The sequence below is a fragment of the Chryseobacterium kimseyorum genome, from assembly GCF_025971945.1.
GTDB classification, from domain to species: domain Bacteria; phylum Bacteroidota; class Bacteroidia; order Flavobacteriales; family Weeksellaceae; genus Chryseobacterium; species Chryseobacterium kimseyorum.
Map to the genome: position 1 here is coordinate 42,900 of NZ_JAPDHW010000015.1, position 17,498 is coordinate 60,397.

Annotated in this window: 19 protein-coding genes; 15 read left to right on the forward strand and 4 right to left on the reverse strand. The window is 36.2% G+C overall.

What is annotated here, in order from left to right; all coding sequences use genetic code 11:
• The coding region (locus OMO38_RS16895; protein WP_264751366.1) for a hypothetical protein at window positions 1-191 on the reverse strand (191 nt) is incomplete at its 3' end.
• A 5-nt stretch (window positions 192-196) separates the two neighbouring features.
• Between OMO38_RS16895 and OMO38_RS16900 the strand changes: the two genes are divergently transcribed.
• From OMO38_RS16900 to OMO38_RS16970, 15 genes are all read left to right on the forward strand, one after another.
• Complete coding sequence (locus OMO38_RS16900) at window positions 197-964, forward strand: alpha/beta hydrolase (RefSeq protein ID WP_264751367.1); 768 nt, start codon at window positions 197-199, stop codon at window positions 962-964.
• Window positions 965-981: 17 nt separating this feature from the next.
• Complete coding sequence (locus OMO38_RS16905) at window positions 982-1,422, forward strand: acyl-CoA thioesterase (protein WP_406567333.1); 441 nt, start codon at window positions 982-984, stop codon at window positions 1,420-1,422.
• 66 nt (window positions 1,423-1,488) lie between these two features.
• Window positions 1,489-2,622: a beta-ketoacyl synthase N-terminal-like domain-containing protein gene (locus OMO38_RS16910; protein WP_264751368.1), complete on the forward strand. Its 1,134-nt coding sequence runs from the start codon at window positions 1,489-1,491 to the stop codon at window positions 2,620-2,622.
• Window positions 2,623-2,629: 7 nt separating this feature from the next.
• The gene (locus OMO38_RS16915; protein ID WP_264751369.1) at window positions 2,630-3,172 is read left to right on the forward strand and encodes a 3-oxoacyl-ACP synthase; all 543 of its coding nucleotides are present in this window, start codon (window positions 2,630-2,632) and stop codon (window positions 3,170-3,172) included.
• Window positions 3,173-3,218: 46 nt separating this feature from the next.
• Window positions 3,219-4,031 carry a KilA-N domain-containing protein gene (locus OMO38_RS16920; RefSeq protein WP_264751370.1) on the forward strand — a complete coding sequence of 271 codons (813 nt, stop codon included), beginning with the start codon at window positions 3,219-3,221 and terminating at the stop codon, window positions 4,029-4,031.
• A 54-nt stretch (window positions 4,032-4,085) separates the two neighbouring features.
• Window positions 4,086-4,343, forward strand: coding sequence for a phosphopantetheine-binding protein (locus tag OMO38_RS16925; protein ID WP_034963026.1), 258 nt, complete (start codon window positions 4,086-4,088; stop codon window positions 4,341-4,343).
• A gap of 82 nt (window positions 4,344-4,425) precedes the next feature.
• Entirely contained in the window at window positions 4,426-5,622 is a 1,197-nt protein-coding gene (locus tag OMO38_RS16930; protein WP_264751371.1) for a beta-ketoacyl-[acyl-carrier-protein] synthase family protein, read from the forward strand.
• A complete protein-coding gene (locus OMO38_RS16935; RefSeq protein ID WP_264751372.1) occupies window positions 5,622-6,683 on the forward strand; it encodes a beta-ketoacyl synthase N-terminal-like domain-containing protein in 1,062 nt (353 codons plus the stop codon). The genes OMO38_RS16930 and OMO38_RS16935 overlap by 1 nt, the downstream gene beginning before the upstream one ends.
• A 49-nt stretch (window positions 6,684-6,732) precedes the next feature.
• The gene (locus OMO38_RS16940) at window positions 6,733-8,499 is read left to right on the forward strand and encodes a WG repeat-containing protein (protein ID WP_264751373.1); all 1,767 of its coding nucleotides are present in this window, start codon (window positions 6,733-6,735) and stop codon (window positions 8,497-8,499) included.
• Window positions 8,500-8,513: 14 nt separating this feature from the next.
• A complete protein-coding gene (locus OMO38_RS16945; RefSeq protein ID WP_264751374.1) occupies window positions 8,514-9,263 on the forward strand; it encodes a polysaccharide deacetylase family protein in 750 nt (249 codons plus the stop codon).
• Complete coding sequence (locus OMO38_RS16950; protein WP_264751375.1) at window positions 9,264-9,890, forward strand: LolA family protein; 627 nt, start codon at window positions 9,264-9,266, stop codon at window positions 9,888-9,890.
• Window positions 9,856-10,491 carry a hypothetical protein gene (locus OMO38_RS16955; RefSeq protein ID WP_264751376.1) on the forward strand — a complete coding sequence of 212 codons (636 nt, stop codon included), beginning with the start codon at window positions 9,856-9,858 and terminating at the stop codon, window positions 10,489-10,491. The genes OMO38_RS16950 and OMO38_RS16955 overlap by 35 nt, the downstream gene beginning before the upstream one ends.
• Before the next feature lies 1 nt (window position 10,492).
• Window positions 10,493-10,867 carry a 3-hydroxyacyl-ACP dehydratase gene (locus OMO38_RS16960; protein WP_185113702.1) on the forward strand — a complete coding sequence of 125 codons (375 nt, stop codon included), beginning with the start codon at window positions 10,493-10,495 and terminating at the stop codon, window positions 10,865-10,867.
• A 55-nt stretch (window positions 10,868-10,922) separates the two neighbouring features.
• Window positions 10,923-11,408 carry a hypothetical protein gene (locus OMO38_RS16965; RefSeq protein WP_264751377.1) on the forward strand — a complete coding sequence of 162 codons (486 nt, stop codon included), beginning with the start codon at window positions 10,923-10,925 and terminating at the stop codon, window positions 11,406-11,408.
• Window positions 11,409-12,581 (forward strand): DUF2062 domain-containing protein, encoded by a 1,173-nt coding sequence (locus OMO38_RS16970; RefSeq protein ID WP_264751378.1) that lies wholly within the window; start codon window positions 11,409-11,411, stop codon window positions 12,579-12,581.
• Window positions 12,582-13,024: 443 nt separating this feature from the next.
• On the opposite strand, the gene OMO38_RS16975 is transcribed toward OMO38_RS16970, so the two are convergent.
• From OMO38_RS16975 to OMO38_RS16985, 3 genes are all read right to left on the reverse strand, one after another.
• Window positions 13,025-14,686: a C45 family autoproteolytic acyltransferase/hydolase gene (locus OMO38_RS16975; RefSeq protein ID WP_264751379.1), complete on the reverse strand. Its 1,662-nt coding sequence runs from the start codon at window positions 14,684-14,686 to the stop codon at window positions 13,025-13,027.
• Complete coding sequence (locus OMO38_RS16980) at window positions 14,676-16,211, reverse strand: phytoene desaturase family protein (protein WP_264751380.1); 1,536 nt, start codon at window positions 16,209-16,211, stop codon at window positions 14,676-14,678. Before OMO38_RS16980 ends, OMO38_RS16975 begins: the two co-directional genes overlap by 11 nt.
• A 399-nt stretch (window positions 16,212-16,610) precedes the next feature.
• Window positions 16,611-17,495 carry an LpxL/LpxP family acyltransferase gene (locus OMO38_RS16985; protein ID WP_264751381.1) on the reverse strand — a complete coding sequence of 295 codons (885 nt, stop codon included), beginning with the start codon at window positions 17,493-17,495 and terminating at the stop codon, window positions 16,611-16,613.
• Window positions 17,496-17,498: the final 3 nt, after the last annotated feature.

Here is a 17,498-nt window from a genome sequence, read left to right on the forward strand (position 1 = left end):
TTATTAGAAGCCGGGAACCTGCTGTCCACTATATCTTTTTTGTCATTGCGAACTACGCGAATTAATAAATTGAACTTATCAGCAATCGCAATAACAAAAAAGGATGCCGTTCCCATCAGGGCTAGTGATTTCGTGGGAAATTCACGTTTTGTCAACCCTAACCAAAAGTCAAAACATATTAAAAGGGTCATTAAAAATGAAGCATATTTTCATCATAATATTAGGTTTCGCAATAATTCAATGTTCGACCAGCAAAAAAGTAATTTCCTCTGGAAACGAAAAATTGGAATTTAAACTTGATACTTTATCTTTATTTGATAAAAGTAGAAACCGAAAAATTCCAATTGCGATTTATCAACCAAGTGACGAAAAGAAAGCGAATAAAATTCCAATTATTTTCAGTCACGGTTACGGAGAAAATAATGGTAGCGATTATTTGCAAGCTTATACCTATTTAACAGAGTTTTTAGCTTCACAAGGTTATTTTGTTGTCAGCATTCAACACGAGTTGAAAACTGACGAACTTTTGGCAATGACTGGTAAACTACAAGAAACCCGAAGGCCAAATTGGGAAAGAGGTTCTCAAAACATATTGTATGTCTTACAAAAAATCAAGCAAGATTATCCTCAATTAAAATATGATGAGCTCTCATTGATTGGACATTCGAATGGTGGAGATATGACAGTGTTATTTGCTCACAAATATCCAAACCTTATCAGTAAAATAATTTCAATGGACAATAGACGAATGGAATTGCCAAGAACTTTTAAACCAAAAATATTTACTTTGCGCTCCAAAGACTATCCAGCAGACGAAAATGTTTTGCCAACCAACGAAGAGCTAAAAAAATATGATATAACCGTTCAGTTTACTGACATAAACCATAGCAGTATGGACAATGATGCTAACGGAACTGAAAGAGATTATTTAAGAAGAAAAATTTCAGAATATTTAAAAAAATAATTTTTTAAATATAATTAATGAAAAAAGCTGAAACAAAAATGCAGTCTAAAAATTTAACCTGTACCGAAGAAGTACGCGTCCGGTTCAACGAGACAGACCCGCTGGGAATCGTCTGGCACGGGCATTACATTGTGTATTTTGAGGACGGAAGAGAAGCTTTCGGAAGACAGCACGGTTTAACCTACCTCGACATTCAGAAAGCCGGATTTGTAACGCCGATTGTGAAAAGTACGTGCGAGCATTTTCTTCCCTTGAAATATGGAGAAACATTCAACATTGTAACGACTTTCGTAAATTCTGTTTCGGCAAAACTGATTTATAAATACGAGATTTTCAATCAGCAGAATCAATTGGTTTGCAGTGGAGAAACTATTCAGGTTTTTCTGGATTCTGAAAATAATTTATGCCTGTACAATCCCGAGTTTTTTCAGGCCTGGAAAGATAAAATGGGATTATAGTTGGCTTTTGGCGATTAGCTGTTAGCTTTTTGCTTTTCAAAAATGATTCAAAAATTTTAATAATTAATGAACAAAGAAATTTACATTACAGATTACAACTGCGTCACGCCTTTAGGTTTTGATGTGGAAGCAAACTGGAACGCACTTTTGGAAGGAAAATCCGGCGTAGCTTTACATAAGGTCACAGAAAATCACGAAGCTTTCTTTGTTTCTAAAATTGATTCTGAGAAATTGGAAGAGGAATTCGATAAATACTTTGACAATCAGAATTTCACAAGACTTGAAAAAATTTTTTTGTTGAGTCTGAAACCTTTGATAGAAAGACATTCGATTTCAGATGGCACTGCTTTTATTTTATCAACAACAAAAGGAAATATCAGTTTATTAAAAAACGAAAACACTTTACCGGAAGGCGTTTATCTTTCAAAATTAGCACAAAAACTCGCTGATTTCTTTGGATTTAAAACCAAACCGATTGTCGTTTCCAATGCCTGTGTTTCTGGTGTGATGGCGATTTCTGTGGCGAAAAATATGATTCAGGCAGGAAAATACAAAGACGCTTTCGTCGTTGCCGGAGATGAGATTTCTGAGTTTGTAATTTCAGGTTTCAATTCTTTTCAGGCAATTGGAAGTGAACCTTGCAAACCTTACGACAAAAACCGTAATGGAATTAATTTAGGCGAAGCAACTGCAAGTGTTTACATAACTTCAGAATTAAATCAGAACGAAAAATTTAAGTTTAAAGTTCTGGGCGACTCAGCGATTAACGATGCGAATCACATTTCCGGACCATCGAGAACCGGCGACGGATTGTTTGCCAGTATTCAAAATGCGATTAAAGAAGCAAAAGTTTCAGCAGAACAAATCGATTTTATTTCCGCTCATGGAACGGCAACGCTTTATAACGACGAGATGGAAGCCATCGCTTTCAACCGAATGAATTTGCAAAATGTTCCCCTCAACAGTATGAAAGGTTATTACGGACATTGCTTAGGAGCTTCCGGACTTTTGGAAAGCATTATTTCTATGGAATCGGCTTTGAAAAACACTTTAATTCCATCCAAAAACTTTGAAGAAATGGGTGTCTCTCAGGATTTGAACATTATTAAAGAAAATCAATCTGCAGAAATTAAATATATTTTGAAAACCGCTTCTGGTTTTGGAGGATGTAATGCGGCCATTGTTTTGGAAAAATGTTAAAACTATAATGATGAAGAAAACAGACATTTGCACCGTAGAAAACTCAAAAATAATCCTCAACGACCAAATTATTTTTGAAACCAAAGCCCAAAATTTCTCAGACTTTGCAAAAGAAGCCTACAAAACTTTAGAACTGAACTATCCAAAGTTTCATAAAATGGATAATCTCAGCAAATTGGCTTTTCTCGCTTCTGAAATGATTTTGAAAAACGATGACCACAGCAAAACTGCATTGGTTTTCGCCAACAAATCTTCAAGCCTCGACACCGATTTTAAATATCAGGAAAGCATTAATTCTAAGGAAAATTATTTCCCGAGTCCTGCAGTTTTTGTGTACACTTTACCGAATATTTGCGTCGGCGAAATCAGCATTAAACATAAAATGCAGACCGAAAATGCTTTTTTCGTCTTGGATGAATTTGATGAAGAATTTTTGAATTCATACGCGGCACAGATTCTGCAATCAGGGAAAGCTGAAAAAGTCTTGTGTGGCTGGGTAGAACTATATCAGGAAAGTTATAAAGCTTTTGTATATTTGCTAAGTTTGTGAAAAACTGTAAGATTCAATAAATAAAAATCAGCTATTAAAAGTTTGAATGGCAAAAATTAGTGTAGAAAATTCAGAAATAACCATAGTATCCGTCGAGAATGTAGATTACATCTCGCTCACTGATATGGCTAACGCAAAAGAAAGCGAAAGCCGTGCTGCGGATATTATTAAAAACTGGATTAGAACACGTTATGCATTAGAGTTTTTGAGTACTTGGGAACTCATTAATAACCCAAACTTTAAAGTGGTCGAATCTGACCACTTTAAAATGCAGGCAGGATTACCTAATTTCACGTTGAGCATTTCGGAATGGGTTGAAAAAACCAATGCAACTGGAATTATTGTAAAAAAAGGGAAATATGGTGGCACTTTTGCTCATAAAGACATTGCTTTTGAATTTGGTTCGGCAATAAGTGTTTCGTTTAAATTATATCTGATAACCGAATTTCAAAGGTTAAAAGAAGAAGAGCAAAAGCAATTTGGCTGGTCCGCAAAACGTGAATTGGCAAAAATAAATTATCGAATTCATACAGATGCTATCCAACAAAATCTGATTCCAAAAGAATTATCTTCAAAAGAAATTTCTATCATTTATGCAAATGAGGCAGATGTGCTGAATGTGGCATTATTTGGAATTTCAGCACGTCAATGGCGAGATTCAAATCCTGAGAAAAAAGGAAATATTCGTGATTATGCGACAATAAATCAACTGATTTGCCTTTCAAACCTGGAAAACCTCAATGCTATTTTCATTCAGGAGAATCTAAGCCAAAAAGAGCGTTTGCAAAAACTAAATAAAATTGCAATTCACCAAATGAAAGTGCTTGAAAACATTGAAGAAAAACATTTTTTAAAATAGAAATAACTTAAAAATATTACTGTAAAGAGTAATTTTACATATTAGAATAAAATTATGGAAGATTTAAAATTAGAATTAAAAAACAAAATCATAGAAGTTCTTAATCTTGAGGACGTTGCAGTAGAAGAAATTAAAGATACAGACCCACTTTTCGGTGGCGGTCTTGGTTTGGATTCTATCGACGCATTGGAATTAATCGTCCTTCTCGACAAAGACTACGGAATCAAATTATCTGACCCGAAAAAAGGAAAAGAAATCTTCCAATCCATTGAAGTGATGGCAAAATACATCGAAGAAAACAGAACAAAATAAATTAATTTACCAATCTAACAATGTAACAGTCTCGCAATTATCGGTAAACTGTTACATTGCTACATTGTTACATTTGTAAAAGATGAGTCAAAAAATTGCCATTACAGGGATGGGCATCATTTCCTCCATTGGTAACAATGTCGAGGAAAATTTTATTTCGCTTACGACCGGTAAACACGGCATTTCAGACATCGAACTGTTTGAAACACGCCACGCCGGAAGCATTAAAACGGGCGAGATAAAATTGTCTAATGAAGAACTTGTGCAGAAACTTCAGCTGGATGAAGACAACAATGTTACAAGAACCGCTTTGTTAGGAATGGTGGCTGCAAAAGAAGCTGTAGAAAGCGCCGGAATTTCGGACATTAACGAATATAAAACCGGGCTCATTTCCTCCACCAGCGTGGGCGGAATGGACATCACCGAAAAATATTTCTACACCTACGAAGATTTCCCTGAAAAGCAAAAATATATTGACTCGCACGACGCCGGAAATTCATCTTTGGCAATTGCAGAATTGTTGGGCCTGAAAGGAATGGTTTCTACCATCAGCACGGCCTGTTCTTCTGCAGCAAATGCGATTATGATGGGCGCAAAACTCATTAAAAACGGCGTTCTCGACCGTGTGATTGTCGGCGGAACAGATTCACTTTCAAAGTTTACTTTGAATGGTTTTAATACGCTGATGATTTTGACCGATTCATACAACACCCCTTTCGACAACGACAGAAAAGGTCTGAATCTAGGCGAAGCAGCCGCTTTCCTGGTTTTGGAATCTGATGAAATTGTCAAAAAAGAAAACAAAAAAGTGCTCGCTTATCTTTCTGGTTATGGAAATGCCAACGATGCGCATCACCAAACCGCTTCTTCGGAAAACGGTCAAGGCGCTTTTTTAGCAATGGAAAAAGCTTTGAAAGTTTCAGGTTTAGATAAAGAAAACATCGATTACATCAACGTTCACGGTACCGCAACACCGAATAATGATTTATCTGAAGGCATCGCAATGATTCGGATTTTTGGCGAAAATCAGGTTCCGGAATTCAGTTCTACGAAAGCGTTTACTGGACATACATTGGCAGCGGCGGCGGGAATTGAAGCCGTTTATTCGATTTTGGCGATGCAGAATAATGTGATTTTTCCAAATTTAAATTTTAAAACCAAAATGGAAGAATTTGATTTGACGCCAGTTACCGAACTGAAAGAAAAAAATATCAACCACGTACTTTCCAATTCATTTGGATTTGGCGGAAACTGTTCAACTTTAATTTTTTCTAAATAATGAGTGCAGTTTACATCAACAGTGTCGCCTGCATCTCAGTTCAGGACACTTTAAATGAAAATTTCTTCGACACTTTAAAACCTGAAAATTCAGTTCAGATTTTAAAAGCCATTGAACCCAATTACAAAGAATTCATTCCGCCAGCGATGAGCCGGAGAATGTCTAAAACGGTCAAAATGAGCTCCGTAGCTTCCACAAAAGCTCTGCAGGAAGCAGGAATTGAAAAACCCGATTCTATCATTGTAGGAACTGGAATGGGCTGTTCTCAGGATTCTGAAAAGTTTCTGAAAAATGTTTTGGAAAACAATGAAGAATTTCTGACACCAACGTTTTTCATTCAATCAACGCACAACACGGTTTCAGGACAGATTGCTTTGGGATTGCAGTGTCACGGCTATAATTTCACGTATGTCAACAGTTCATCTTCACTCGAATTTTCAATGCTGGATGCGAAACTTCAGATTTTGGACGGTGAAGCGGAAAATGTTTTGGTAGGTTCAACAGATGAACAAACAGAAAGAACGATGGAACTTTACAAATTGAGCAATTCCATTAAAAAAGAAGAAAATCTGCCGGTTGATTATTTGAATTCAACGACGGAAGGTGTGATTTGGGGCGAAGGTTCAAGCTTTTTCGTTTTAGGAAAAGAGAAAACCGAAACTTCGTACGCACAACTCAAAGATATTCAAATTGTCAACTCAATAGACTTAGACGAAACTAAACAATTCATTGTAGATTTTTTAGCTAAAAATAATTTGCAAAACGAAGAGATTGATGCTGTTATTTTAGGTTTCAGCGGAGATACAGAGTCGGATGTTTATTATAAAAATGCATCGGAATTATTTCCAAATTCTTCCCAACTTTATTACAAGCATTTGAGTGGCGAATTCAATACAGCAAGCGGTTTTTCAACATTTATGGCCTGTCAGATTCTGAAAAATCAAGAGATTCCAGAAGTGATGAAGATTCGTGATTTGAAAAAGGAAAGCATCAAAAATGTTCTTCTCTACAATCATTTGGGAGGAATTGACCACAGTTTGGTTTTGCTGGAAAAAGCATAAAAAACGACAGATAAAACTGTTCAAATAAAAACACAAAAACAAAGGTGAAATGTCACACAGAATTTACATTTACAATGCATCAAATCCATCGGATGCCAGTGAAAGTGATGTAATGATGGTAGAATGGGGCTATGACGTCCCTCTGGTTCTTCAAAGTCTCTTCACTGGTGAAGGTTTTGTTGCAGGAAATATTTACAATGACCACACAGAGCCTGATAATTTCGGGCTTTATTTTGACGCCCAAGCTGGTATTGAAAATTTTAAAAAGCTCTATCAGTTTTTAGAAAATTCAAATCTAATTGATGATTTCAAAAAATTTTCGGAGGCCAAAGAAAATTTATTCAATTATCTTAACAAGCTGAAGCAACCCTATTTCCATATTGATGCATGGGATGTTTTCAATATGAGCGATGTCTCGCATGAGGAACAGGCACAGCAACTTTTAAAAGATATTCAACAGAATAATAACGTTTTTCATCAGGCTATCGAAGCTAATGATGCGACTTTGCTGGATGTAAAGCAATTTACCCGTGAATCAACTTTAGGATTTAGCAGTTTCAGGGAACTTTTGAATTATGTGGACTACGATTATGGTTGGGAACATATCTGGCAGGAAAATATCGAGCTTAATCAAGTGGAAATTTTCGAAGAAAATGAACTTTGGGGACTTAAAGATGAAAAGGGAAATGTATTAATTCAGCCGATTTACGACGAATTTTATGCGTATGATTACTATTCAGACCTTGCAGTTGTTGTGAAAAACGAAAAGTATGGCTATGTAGATAAGCGAGGTGAAGAGATTATTCCCTTAATTTTCGATGATGCGTACGATTTCGAAATTTCTAAGACAGCCATTGTAAAGACGGGCGAAAAATTTGGTCTGATAAATTTGCAAGGTAAAGTTGTTCTTGAGCCTTTGTATGAAGAAATGATTTTTCTGGAAAATGACGGCAACAAAGAACTTTTCACTGCAAAACTCAACGACAAATACGGCCTGATTACATCTAACGGCGAAGTGAAAATTGATTTTATATCCGACAATCCGTTTGAATCTAAAACGAGTTATTTTAACACAAAAGTAAACGGGCAAAAGGCGCACAAAATCTTCACCAGAAATTTTGTCTACGTTGGGGATTATCCAGAAAATGCACTTGAAGGATTGAGCTATAATCATATTTTGGTAAAGCCTCACAAAAACCAGCAGAAACACAAAATATTTGATGCTAAAGGAAATCTTTTGGTGGATGACTTTGATAAAATCGTTAGAACAGACTATCTTCCCGAAGCTTTGGTCATCCTTAAAAACAAAAAGAAAGCTCTTTTACATCTCGCCACAGGTGACTTACGTTTAGATTTTGAATATGACCAGATTTCGGAGATGGTAATCCTGAGCAATAGTTTGGACTCAGATAAAATCCTTAAGGTAGAAAAAGATGGTTTGCTTGGTGTAATAGATTCTGGCGTTCCAGATGGATGGATTGTTGAAATAGGAAATTACAATGACGCTCTGTTTTTATCTAAAAATATTTATGCTTTAAGAAGAGGCGATTTATGGGCTCTAAAATATTTGAATGAAGATGAGCCGTTAACTTTTGAATATGATTTAATTTGCAGAAAGCCTTTATATGATAGCGTCGCATATGCATTTTATGGCAATGATGTTTATGTTGTAAAAGAAGATGGTTTGGAGTTTGCAAATGCTTACGAGGTTTTGGAGGATGTAAAAGACGATTATTCAATATATTATTTTGATGCATTTGCAAAAAGGAAATTGTCTGAATACGTGAAAAGAGAAATTGGCGAACAGCCAGATTAACTGATAATTTAAAAATGAAGCATTACCCATTTATCATCTTCTATCTTTTCCTGAATGCCTTTGTTTACGCATTTCAGGGAACAGTTTGGGTTTACATCTTTTGCTTTATCCTATTTTCAGCGGTTATAATCTGGGGCTCGTTTGACATTCAGTTGGGATATTTTGTTAACAGTTTTACTCATAAACGAACAAAAATCAAAGAAGTCGCTTTGACTTTCGATGACGGACCGACAGAATTCACACCAAAATTTTTAGATTTATTAAAAGAAAACCACATCAAAGCCGCCTTTTTCTGCATCGGAAAGCAGATTGAAAAATATCCTGAAACTTTCCAGAGAATCATTGCGGAAGGCCATACAATTGGAAATCACACTTTTTCACATTCAAATAATACCGGATTTTTATCGACTTCAAAAATGATTGAGGAAATTGAAAAATGCGATGAAGTGATGTTGAAAATTGGCAGTTTTAAAACCGATTTGTACCGTCCACCTTTCGGCGTAACCAATCCGAATATCGCAAAAGCCATTAAGAAAACAAATAAAAAAAGCATCGGCTGGAATGTCCGTTCGCTGGACACGGTGATTATGGATGAGAAGAAAATTTTAAAGAAAGTAACCAAAAATCTAAAAAAAGGAAGCATTATCCTGCTCCACGACACTTCTGAGAAAACGTACAATGTTTTGGTTGAATTATTGTTATTTTTGGAGCGTGAAAAGTATTCAACTGTCACGATTGATTCAATCATTAAATCAGAAAAATAAATGTTTAAAAATATAGCTTTCTTCGCCTTTTTATTAATCTCAGGTTTTGTTTTTGCCCAAAATACAGCAATGACGAGCGCTGAATCCAAAGCATTTGTGACAAAAATTTCTGCTGAAACAAGGGAAATCAAAACTTTGCAAAGTGATTTTGTTCAAACCAAAAAAATGGATTTTTTAGACAAAAACATTGTTACGCAAGGGAGAATGTCTTTAAAATCGCCAAATACACTAAGCTGGAAATACACAAAACCCTATCAATACAGCATTATCTTTAAGGAAAACAAAATTTTCATCAACGACCAAGGGAAAAAATCGTCGGTAGATGCAAAGAGTAAAACGTTTGAAAAAATCAATAAACTGATTGTCGGAAGTTCAAACGGAAAAATGTTCAGCGACCCTGAATTTTCTGTGGTTTATATGAAAAATTCAAGTTCAAATATCGCGAAATTTACCCCGAAATCTGCGCAGTTGCTGAAGTACATTAAGCAAATCGAACTTCATTTTCCTAAAAATCAGTCGACAGTTTCTCAGGTAAATATGACCGAGGCTTCGGGAGACACAACAAATATTGTTTTCAAAAACACCAAAATCAATGCGCCGATTCCTGCTTCTGAGTTTTCTTTATAGTTCGCTTTTATTGCTGATGTTTTCGTGCAAAACTTATCAGCTGACAGATGTAAAACCAATTTCAAACTCCGAAAAAGAAGTTGAAAATCTGTACTTTTCTTCAAACGAAGATTATGTTTACAAATGTCAAATGGAAGTTTATGGCAATGACATCAGCGGAATTCTTATCATCAAAAAAATCTCCAAAACCACACACAGAGTCGTGATGACTTCAGATTTTGGAAACAAAATGATTGATTTTGAAATCTCTGAAAATGATTTTAAACTGAATTATGTTTTAGAAGATTTAAACAAAAAAATGGTAATCAATTTTCTGAAAAATGATTTTCAGGAATTATTAAGACAAAAATACCCTGTTGCCGAAAGTTTTGAAAATGAAAACTCAAATATTTTCAGATCAGAATTAAACACGAAAAATTACTATCTGTATTTTAACAAAGAAAATTCTCTTCTCACGCAGATTGTTTACACCAGGAACAGAAAGGAAAAGATCAATTTTAGTTTTGAAGCTAAAAAACCTACTTTTGCAGAGACGATTCATCTTAAACACAAAGATTTTAAGATCGATATCAAACTATTTCAAATAACCGAAACAGAATAAAATGCAGACCATACTTACAGATTTTTACACTCTCGAAAGCTCTGAAAAATTAGAAAACGGAAGTTTTTCAGCAAATATTAAACTGAATAAAGATCACAATATTTTTAACGGTCACTTCCCCGGAAATCCGGTTACACCAGGCGTTTGTATGATGCAGATCGTGAAGGAGCTTACAGAAGAATTTACTGGAAAAAAATTATTCCTGAAATCTGCATCCAACGTGAAATTTATGGCCATTATCAATCCTTTTGAGACGCCCGATCTAACTATGCAGCTGGACATCAAGGAAATTGAAAACGAAGTGAAGGTAAAAAATACAACTGCTTTTGGCGAGACTATTGCATTAAAACTGTCTGTTAATTATACTAAAATTTAATATATGAAATCGCTGACTCGGCGATTCCAAGTGACATTTAAATAAAAAATTCCACATGAAATTTTTACTTTCTTTTATAACAGTACTGTTTTTATTTTTCCAAAGCGGTGATTTGGATGCTCTGAGAAATGCGTATTCAAAAGCCAATTCTTCAAACGAAGGCGCAAAAAACTTCATCGAATTAGCAGATAAAAGTTCATCTTCAGATGCATTAACGAAAGGTTATAAAGCTGCTGCAGAAATTCTGGAAGCCAAGGTGACGACCGAAAAAAACAAAAGAAAATCTTTCGTAAAATCCGGAGTTACAGAATTAGAAAGTGTGATCAAATCTAATCCAAATAACGTTGAATTGCGGTTAATCAGAATGAGTGTTCAGGAAAACATTCCGAAAATCGTTGGCTATTCAAAGAATTTAAAAGAAGATAAAGCATACATTCTAAGCAACTATTCAAAGCAGAATACTGCGCTGAAAACGTACATCAAAAAGTTCGCAATGCAGTCTAAAACCATGACCGCAACCGAAAAAAATTCGTTGAAATAAATGACACTTTCTGAAGTACAGAGTGCAATTGACGGGAGGAAAATCTGCGTTTTAATTCCGACTTACAACAACGAAAAGACACTGCGAAGAGTCATTGACGGCGTCCTGGAATATACGCAAAACATCATCGTTGTCAACGACGGTTCAACCGATTCCACTTCAGAAATTCTAAAAACTTACCCTCAGCTTACCATTCTCCATCTTCCCGAAAATAAAGGTAAAGGAAACGGACTGAAAATTGGTTTCAGAAAAGCAAAAGAACTTGGCTACCATCACGCCATCACGATTGATTCAGACGGGCAGCATTACCCAAACGACATCCCCGTTTTTGTTGAAGCTTTACTTGCGGAAAATGAAAACGTTCTGCTCATCGGCAACCGGAATATGTCGCAGGACGGCATTCCCAAAAAAAGCAGTTTCGGAAACCGTTTTTCTAATTTCTGGTTCTGGTTTGAGACCGGAATTAAGCTTGAAGACACGCAATCTGGCTATCGTTTATATCCTTTACACAAAATTCCAAAGAAATATTTCACTCCAAAATTTGAGTTCGAAATTGAAATCATTGTCCGCACTGCCTGGCGCCATGTTCCCGTGAAAAACGTTCCGATAAAAGTGCTGTATGATCCTGCAGAAAGGGTTTCACACTTCAGACCATTCAAAGATTTCACACGGATCAGTATTCTGAACACGGTCTTGGTTACCATCACCCTGTTTTACATTATTCCAAGAAATTTTATCCGGAATTTCAGAAAAAAAAGTTTTAAAAGGTTCATTAAAGAAGACGTTTTGGAAAGCGATGGCAGCAACCGCACCAAGGCATTTTCAATTGCACTGGGCGTTTTTGTGGGCTTCTCGCCATTCTGGGGATTTCACACTTTGCTGGTCATTTCCCTTTCCGTGCTTTTTAAACTCAATAAAGTTCTTGCATTCATCGCATCCAACGTGAGTTTACCACCGTTTATTCCCTTTATTATTGTTGCTTCCCTGTTTTTGGGTTCGCCTTTCGTTGCGGGAGAAAGTGATATTTTCAATCAGGAATGGAATTTCGAACTGGTAAAAAATCACTTTGTACAGTACATCATCGGAAGCATGATTTTAGCAATTTCCATGTCAGCTATTTCGTGGATTGCCACGTTTTTGTTTTTGAATAAAGTCAGTCCAGAGAATAATTAAAATAATTTGGGCAGCTGTATCCGCCTTCCACTCCCAATCTTTTTTGCTTCACTTTTTTGCTAATTGAAATATACCATAAGCAAAAAAGGATTTCCGTTCAAGTCGGGCTGCAAAGACGTTTTGTCTTTTTTTTCAATATTTTGAACAACCAAAACTCAATAAAATATTTCAGTTTTATATCAATTTTTCTTCCCGTGCTCTTCCATCTAACACAGCCACGAAGTGGATGAAACCCATAGAAACGAAGAATAAAGGAATAAAACCACGAATTTTTAAATTTAAATAGCTCTTGGTGAAATCGAGCAACCGAATTAGGAGAAGACAATCCAAGGATAACAAATAAGGCAACAACAGAACCACGAAGTGGTTCAATATAAATAGCCGTGGGTGAAACCCATGGATGAAAACAACACAGAAACTGAACCCCGAAGTGGTTCAACTAATCATTTCAATCTCCTCACCGTTTTCCTCAAAAATTCCTCAACATTCTCCCGATCCGGAACCGTTGTAATTTCTTTCGCCAATGCTTTTTCAAATTCAATTTTCGCCTTTAAATATTCTTTCTGTTTAAAATAATATTTCCCGGCCTGATAATAAACCAACCAAAAATCAGGATTCAAAGACTGATAATTTGGAATAAAATCATCCGTTAAAACGACATCATCACCATCAATTGCATGCTGAACTTCACCGTTGGCAAACTTAAATTCTTCATAATCCTTAAATTCTTTAGACTCAATAAACGGATCTTTGGCAATATTCAATTCTGATTTTGCAAAGTCGCCATCTTTCAATCTCTGATCAGAGAAAATTTCATTTAAATCATAACATATAAATTCCCCGAGCTGATACGGACTGGAAGACACCCAAACCAATCTTTTCTCAGGCGAAAAAATCACAGCATGATGCGCCAGAAGCTGATTAATGGCTTTCTCATTTCCATAACCAATACTTTTGTCTTCTAAACCGGATTTGTCCCTTAAAACCGAAGCCATTGTCTCAGGATTAAGCTTTTTATTCGTTTGTAAAAGCTCCTGAAGCTTTTCGAAACGGTATTCTGAATGGCTTTCTAGAATATGTTTTTGATTTCTTTCATCATTTTTATAAGCATCAGACTGAAAATGATTGGTGCAGAAAACCTTACTGCAATTCGCCACATCATAGACACCGAAATTCTTAGGTGAAACTTCAACAATGACTGCATTTTTATCATTCGCGCTCCCAACCAAGATAGATTCGGACACAAAAACCTTTCGCTTCTTGGCAATCGCAATCGCCTCTTCTATATTTTTAGCATACTGCAAAATCTCTCTCGTCACTAAAGAAATCGGCGTCTTGGCTGTCAATGGAATTTTAGATTTCCCTGCGTTGATCGTCACTGTCACACCTTCTTTATTCATTCCGGAAACCACACCAATCATCCCGGGCCAACTTACACTCATGTACGGAATTCCAATTTCCGGTTCTACAAATTCGATGAGTTTATTTTTAGCAAAATCATCTCCAACGTAGAAATCAAAATTTCTTCCAATCAGCAAATCGCCGTCTTCAGTATTTTCGTTCCAAACGGCAAGCGAAGTACAGCCAACGACCATCAGATCCTGCATGGCGTGGCCAATGTCGTGCGCACCATGCAGATACATTGCTCTTCTGAATTTCGGTGCGATATAATCATATCTGCCTGATGAATATTGGGATAATCCGTACAATTCTGCCTGAAAATCATCTCTCACATTGAGATACATTTTTCGGTTATACCATTTCAGGAAACCGCGCAAAAGATTCTGTTTGAATTTTGAAGGAACAAAAGTTTCCACTTTCGAAAAGAAAATCTCTTCCTGTTTCTGCATTAAATTTTGAGTCAAAGCTCCATTGTTATAGCCCAACTGTAAAGGATTTCCTTTGATATACAATTCCCAAAGCTGCTGTTTGTTTTTGGTTAAAAAATTTTGATGAAATGAAAAAGTAGAATCGTTGATTTTCTCAACTTTAGGGATTTCCAGCACATACTGTTCGACTTCAGGAATATGTTTTACAGACTTTTTTGTGCCACACGAAATCAGAGTAAAAATGAGGAAAATAAAAAATAAATGTCTACTTTTCATCGGTTCGATTTAAAATTTTAGACAAACGTTCATCAATCAAATCCTTTCCCAAGATCTCAGCACAGGTGTTGAATGCGCCAATGGTACAGCCTAAAATCCCGTGCATGTTTACCGATTGACCCGTGAGGAAAAGATTATATATTTTAGTTCTTGGCGAAACCATTGTTTTTAAAGGATTTTCAGAACTTTTGATGTAACCATACATATTTCCCTCAAAACTTCCGATATAATCGCGGTATGACAACGGAGAAGATGTGTAAATATTTTTAATCGAAGCTCTGAGATTGGGTATTTTATTTTCCAAAGCCTGAATCATTTTTTCAGCTTTTTCGAGTTTAAATTTCTCGTACAGTTCAGCTCTTTCCTGTTGGTTGGCTACCGTATTGAACGTATTTTCCCATTCTTTCACCTCTGCAAAATCCATGTATGAAATTGCCGTTAAGCTTTCTGCAAATTCGGGATGATTCTTTGAAGGTGTTGAAGACAGCATATACGTTTCCGGCCAGTTTTCTTTTTTATATTGAAAAGCTTTCCAAACTAAATCTTTAGATGAAAAGTGATACACATTGTAATTGAAATTGGAAATGGCATTCGGTTTTAAAACCAGATACACACTGAAACATGATGAAACCGGCTCCCAACTTAAGATTCTGTTGAGAAAAGATTTTTTCAGTCTACTTTCTCCAATCAATTGTATGGCAGAACGAATCTCAATATTTGATATAAACTGAGTGGCAGAATATTCTTTCCCCGCTGTCGTTTTTACGGATGTCAAAGTATTGTTTTCATTACAGATAAATTCAGAAACTTCAGAATGTTTGTGAACTTCTGCTCCGTATTCCCTTAATTTTTTGATCAGCAGTTTTGAAATCTGGCTACCGCCTTTCACGCATTTATAAGCACTTTGTATATAGGAATTGACCGTCAGCGCATGAACGTAAAATGGCGTATCTTCAGAATCTCCGGCATACAGAAAATTGGAGCCGAGCAAAACTGCCTGAAGTTTTTCATTGGAAGTAATCGACTCGATGAATCTTTTGGTGTTGAGATGCAGGATCTCTTCGTTATAATTGTTTTGTCCGACCACATTGTATCTCGGAAAATAATTGCAGATTCTCTGAATTTCCTCGCAGTAATTCTCCAGATTTTCTTTCTCCTCAGGGAAATATGTTGAAAGCTGTTGTACAAAATTGTCGTAACCCTGTGCATGTGGATACTCGATTTCATCATCTCCAAAAGTAATTTTATCGTAACCGTTTCCATCCATTTTCTCAAGTTGGAGGTCATCGATAATTTCTAAATACGAAAAAAATTGATGAAGGTTTTGCCCTTTTGATAATCCCCCCAAATAATGAACTCCGGTATCGAAAATGAGTTTGTCCCTCGAAAATGTCTGGAGGTTTCCGCCATACTGGTTATTTTTTTCGAGCACGCAGACTTTCAGACCTTCTTTCGCTAAAATAAGCGCCGAAACAAGACCGCCGAGACCGCTGCCGATGACCAATATATCGTAGTTTTTTTTCAAATTTTGATTATTGTTTTTAACGGCAAAAGGTACAAAAGTTTATCAAACTGTTTAGAATAAAATGCGCTTATTTAATCGCCAAGCACGCTAATATTTTTTCTAAATCTGCCTACATATTCCGTTCGGAAGGACTTTCTACTCAGCAAAGGGATAGAATTTAACTGTTTATGATCAAACCTCATAGGTTTTGGAAACCTATGAGGTTTAAGCCAGCGAATTTCAAAACAGCCCCATACACACAACTTGGATTCTATTTGGCTCTTCTAACTTTTTACTTGGCTCTTTTAAACACCGAATTGCCCGCAGCCCGACTTGAGTGGAGCTCTTTTTGTAAGCCACGGGAAAGCTATGGCACAAAAAAGCGGGAACGGAAGGCGGAAAAGCTGCCCAAATAAGAAATCAATCTACATCATCCCAGAAATCGAAGTAATTGAACCACTGCAATGGATATTTTTTGATCATTGATTCAAGATTTTGGGTGTAGGAGTTGAGAAGTCCCTGAGCATCGCGTTTTTTAACCTGCTGAGCCACTCTTGCATATAAATGGTAATGCAGATTTTTTTCTTTCATCACATATACATAAACCACGGGAACGCCCAACCGTGAGGCTATGAGAAACGGACCGGCCGGAAATTTTGCACTTTTTCCGAGTAAGTCTGCTTCAAGAAATTTTGAACCTTCGAAATAACGGTCGCCTGTGAAGCAAATGAGTTCGTTTTTTGACAATGCTTCGTTGATGTCAAAAATATGCGACATGTCATCTTTAACGTAGATGAATTTGATGTTGCTCTGCTTTACAGAAACACTTTCGAGGTATTCTTTGATGACCGTAACTTCCTGATCTGTGGTAACTAAATTGATCTGACAGTCAAAATCGATGTCGGCAAAAAAATGTTCGGCAATTTCGAAATTCCCGATGTGGGCACTGATGAGAACGCCGCCTTTTTTTTCGGCTAAAAGGTTTCTGAGGTTTTCAATTCCGTCGAATTCGTAGGTGTATTTTTCACGTAGGCCTGCTGAAATTGCGGTTTTGTCGATTAAGGTCTGACCGAATGTGAAGTAACTTTTATAAACGGAAACTTTCGATTTCCAAGAGCTGAAACTAAGGCGTTTTCTGAAGTAATGTGAAATGTAAAGATTGCTCTTTTTTTCGAACAGAAAATAGTATGAAGCCACAAAATAAAGCACAAAGTATGAACTGCGGATACCGATATTTCTAATGCACCAGACGAAGATTCTGTATCCTAAGATGGTGCCTTTAGACTTGCCTTTCCACTTGTTCATAAT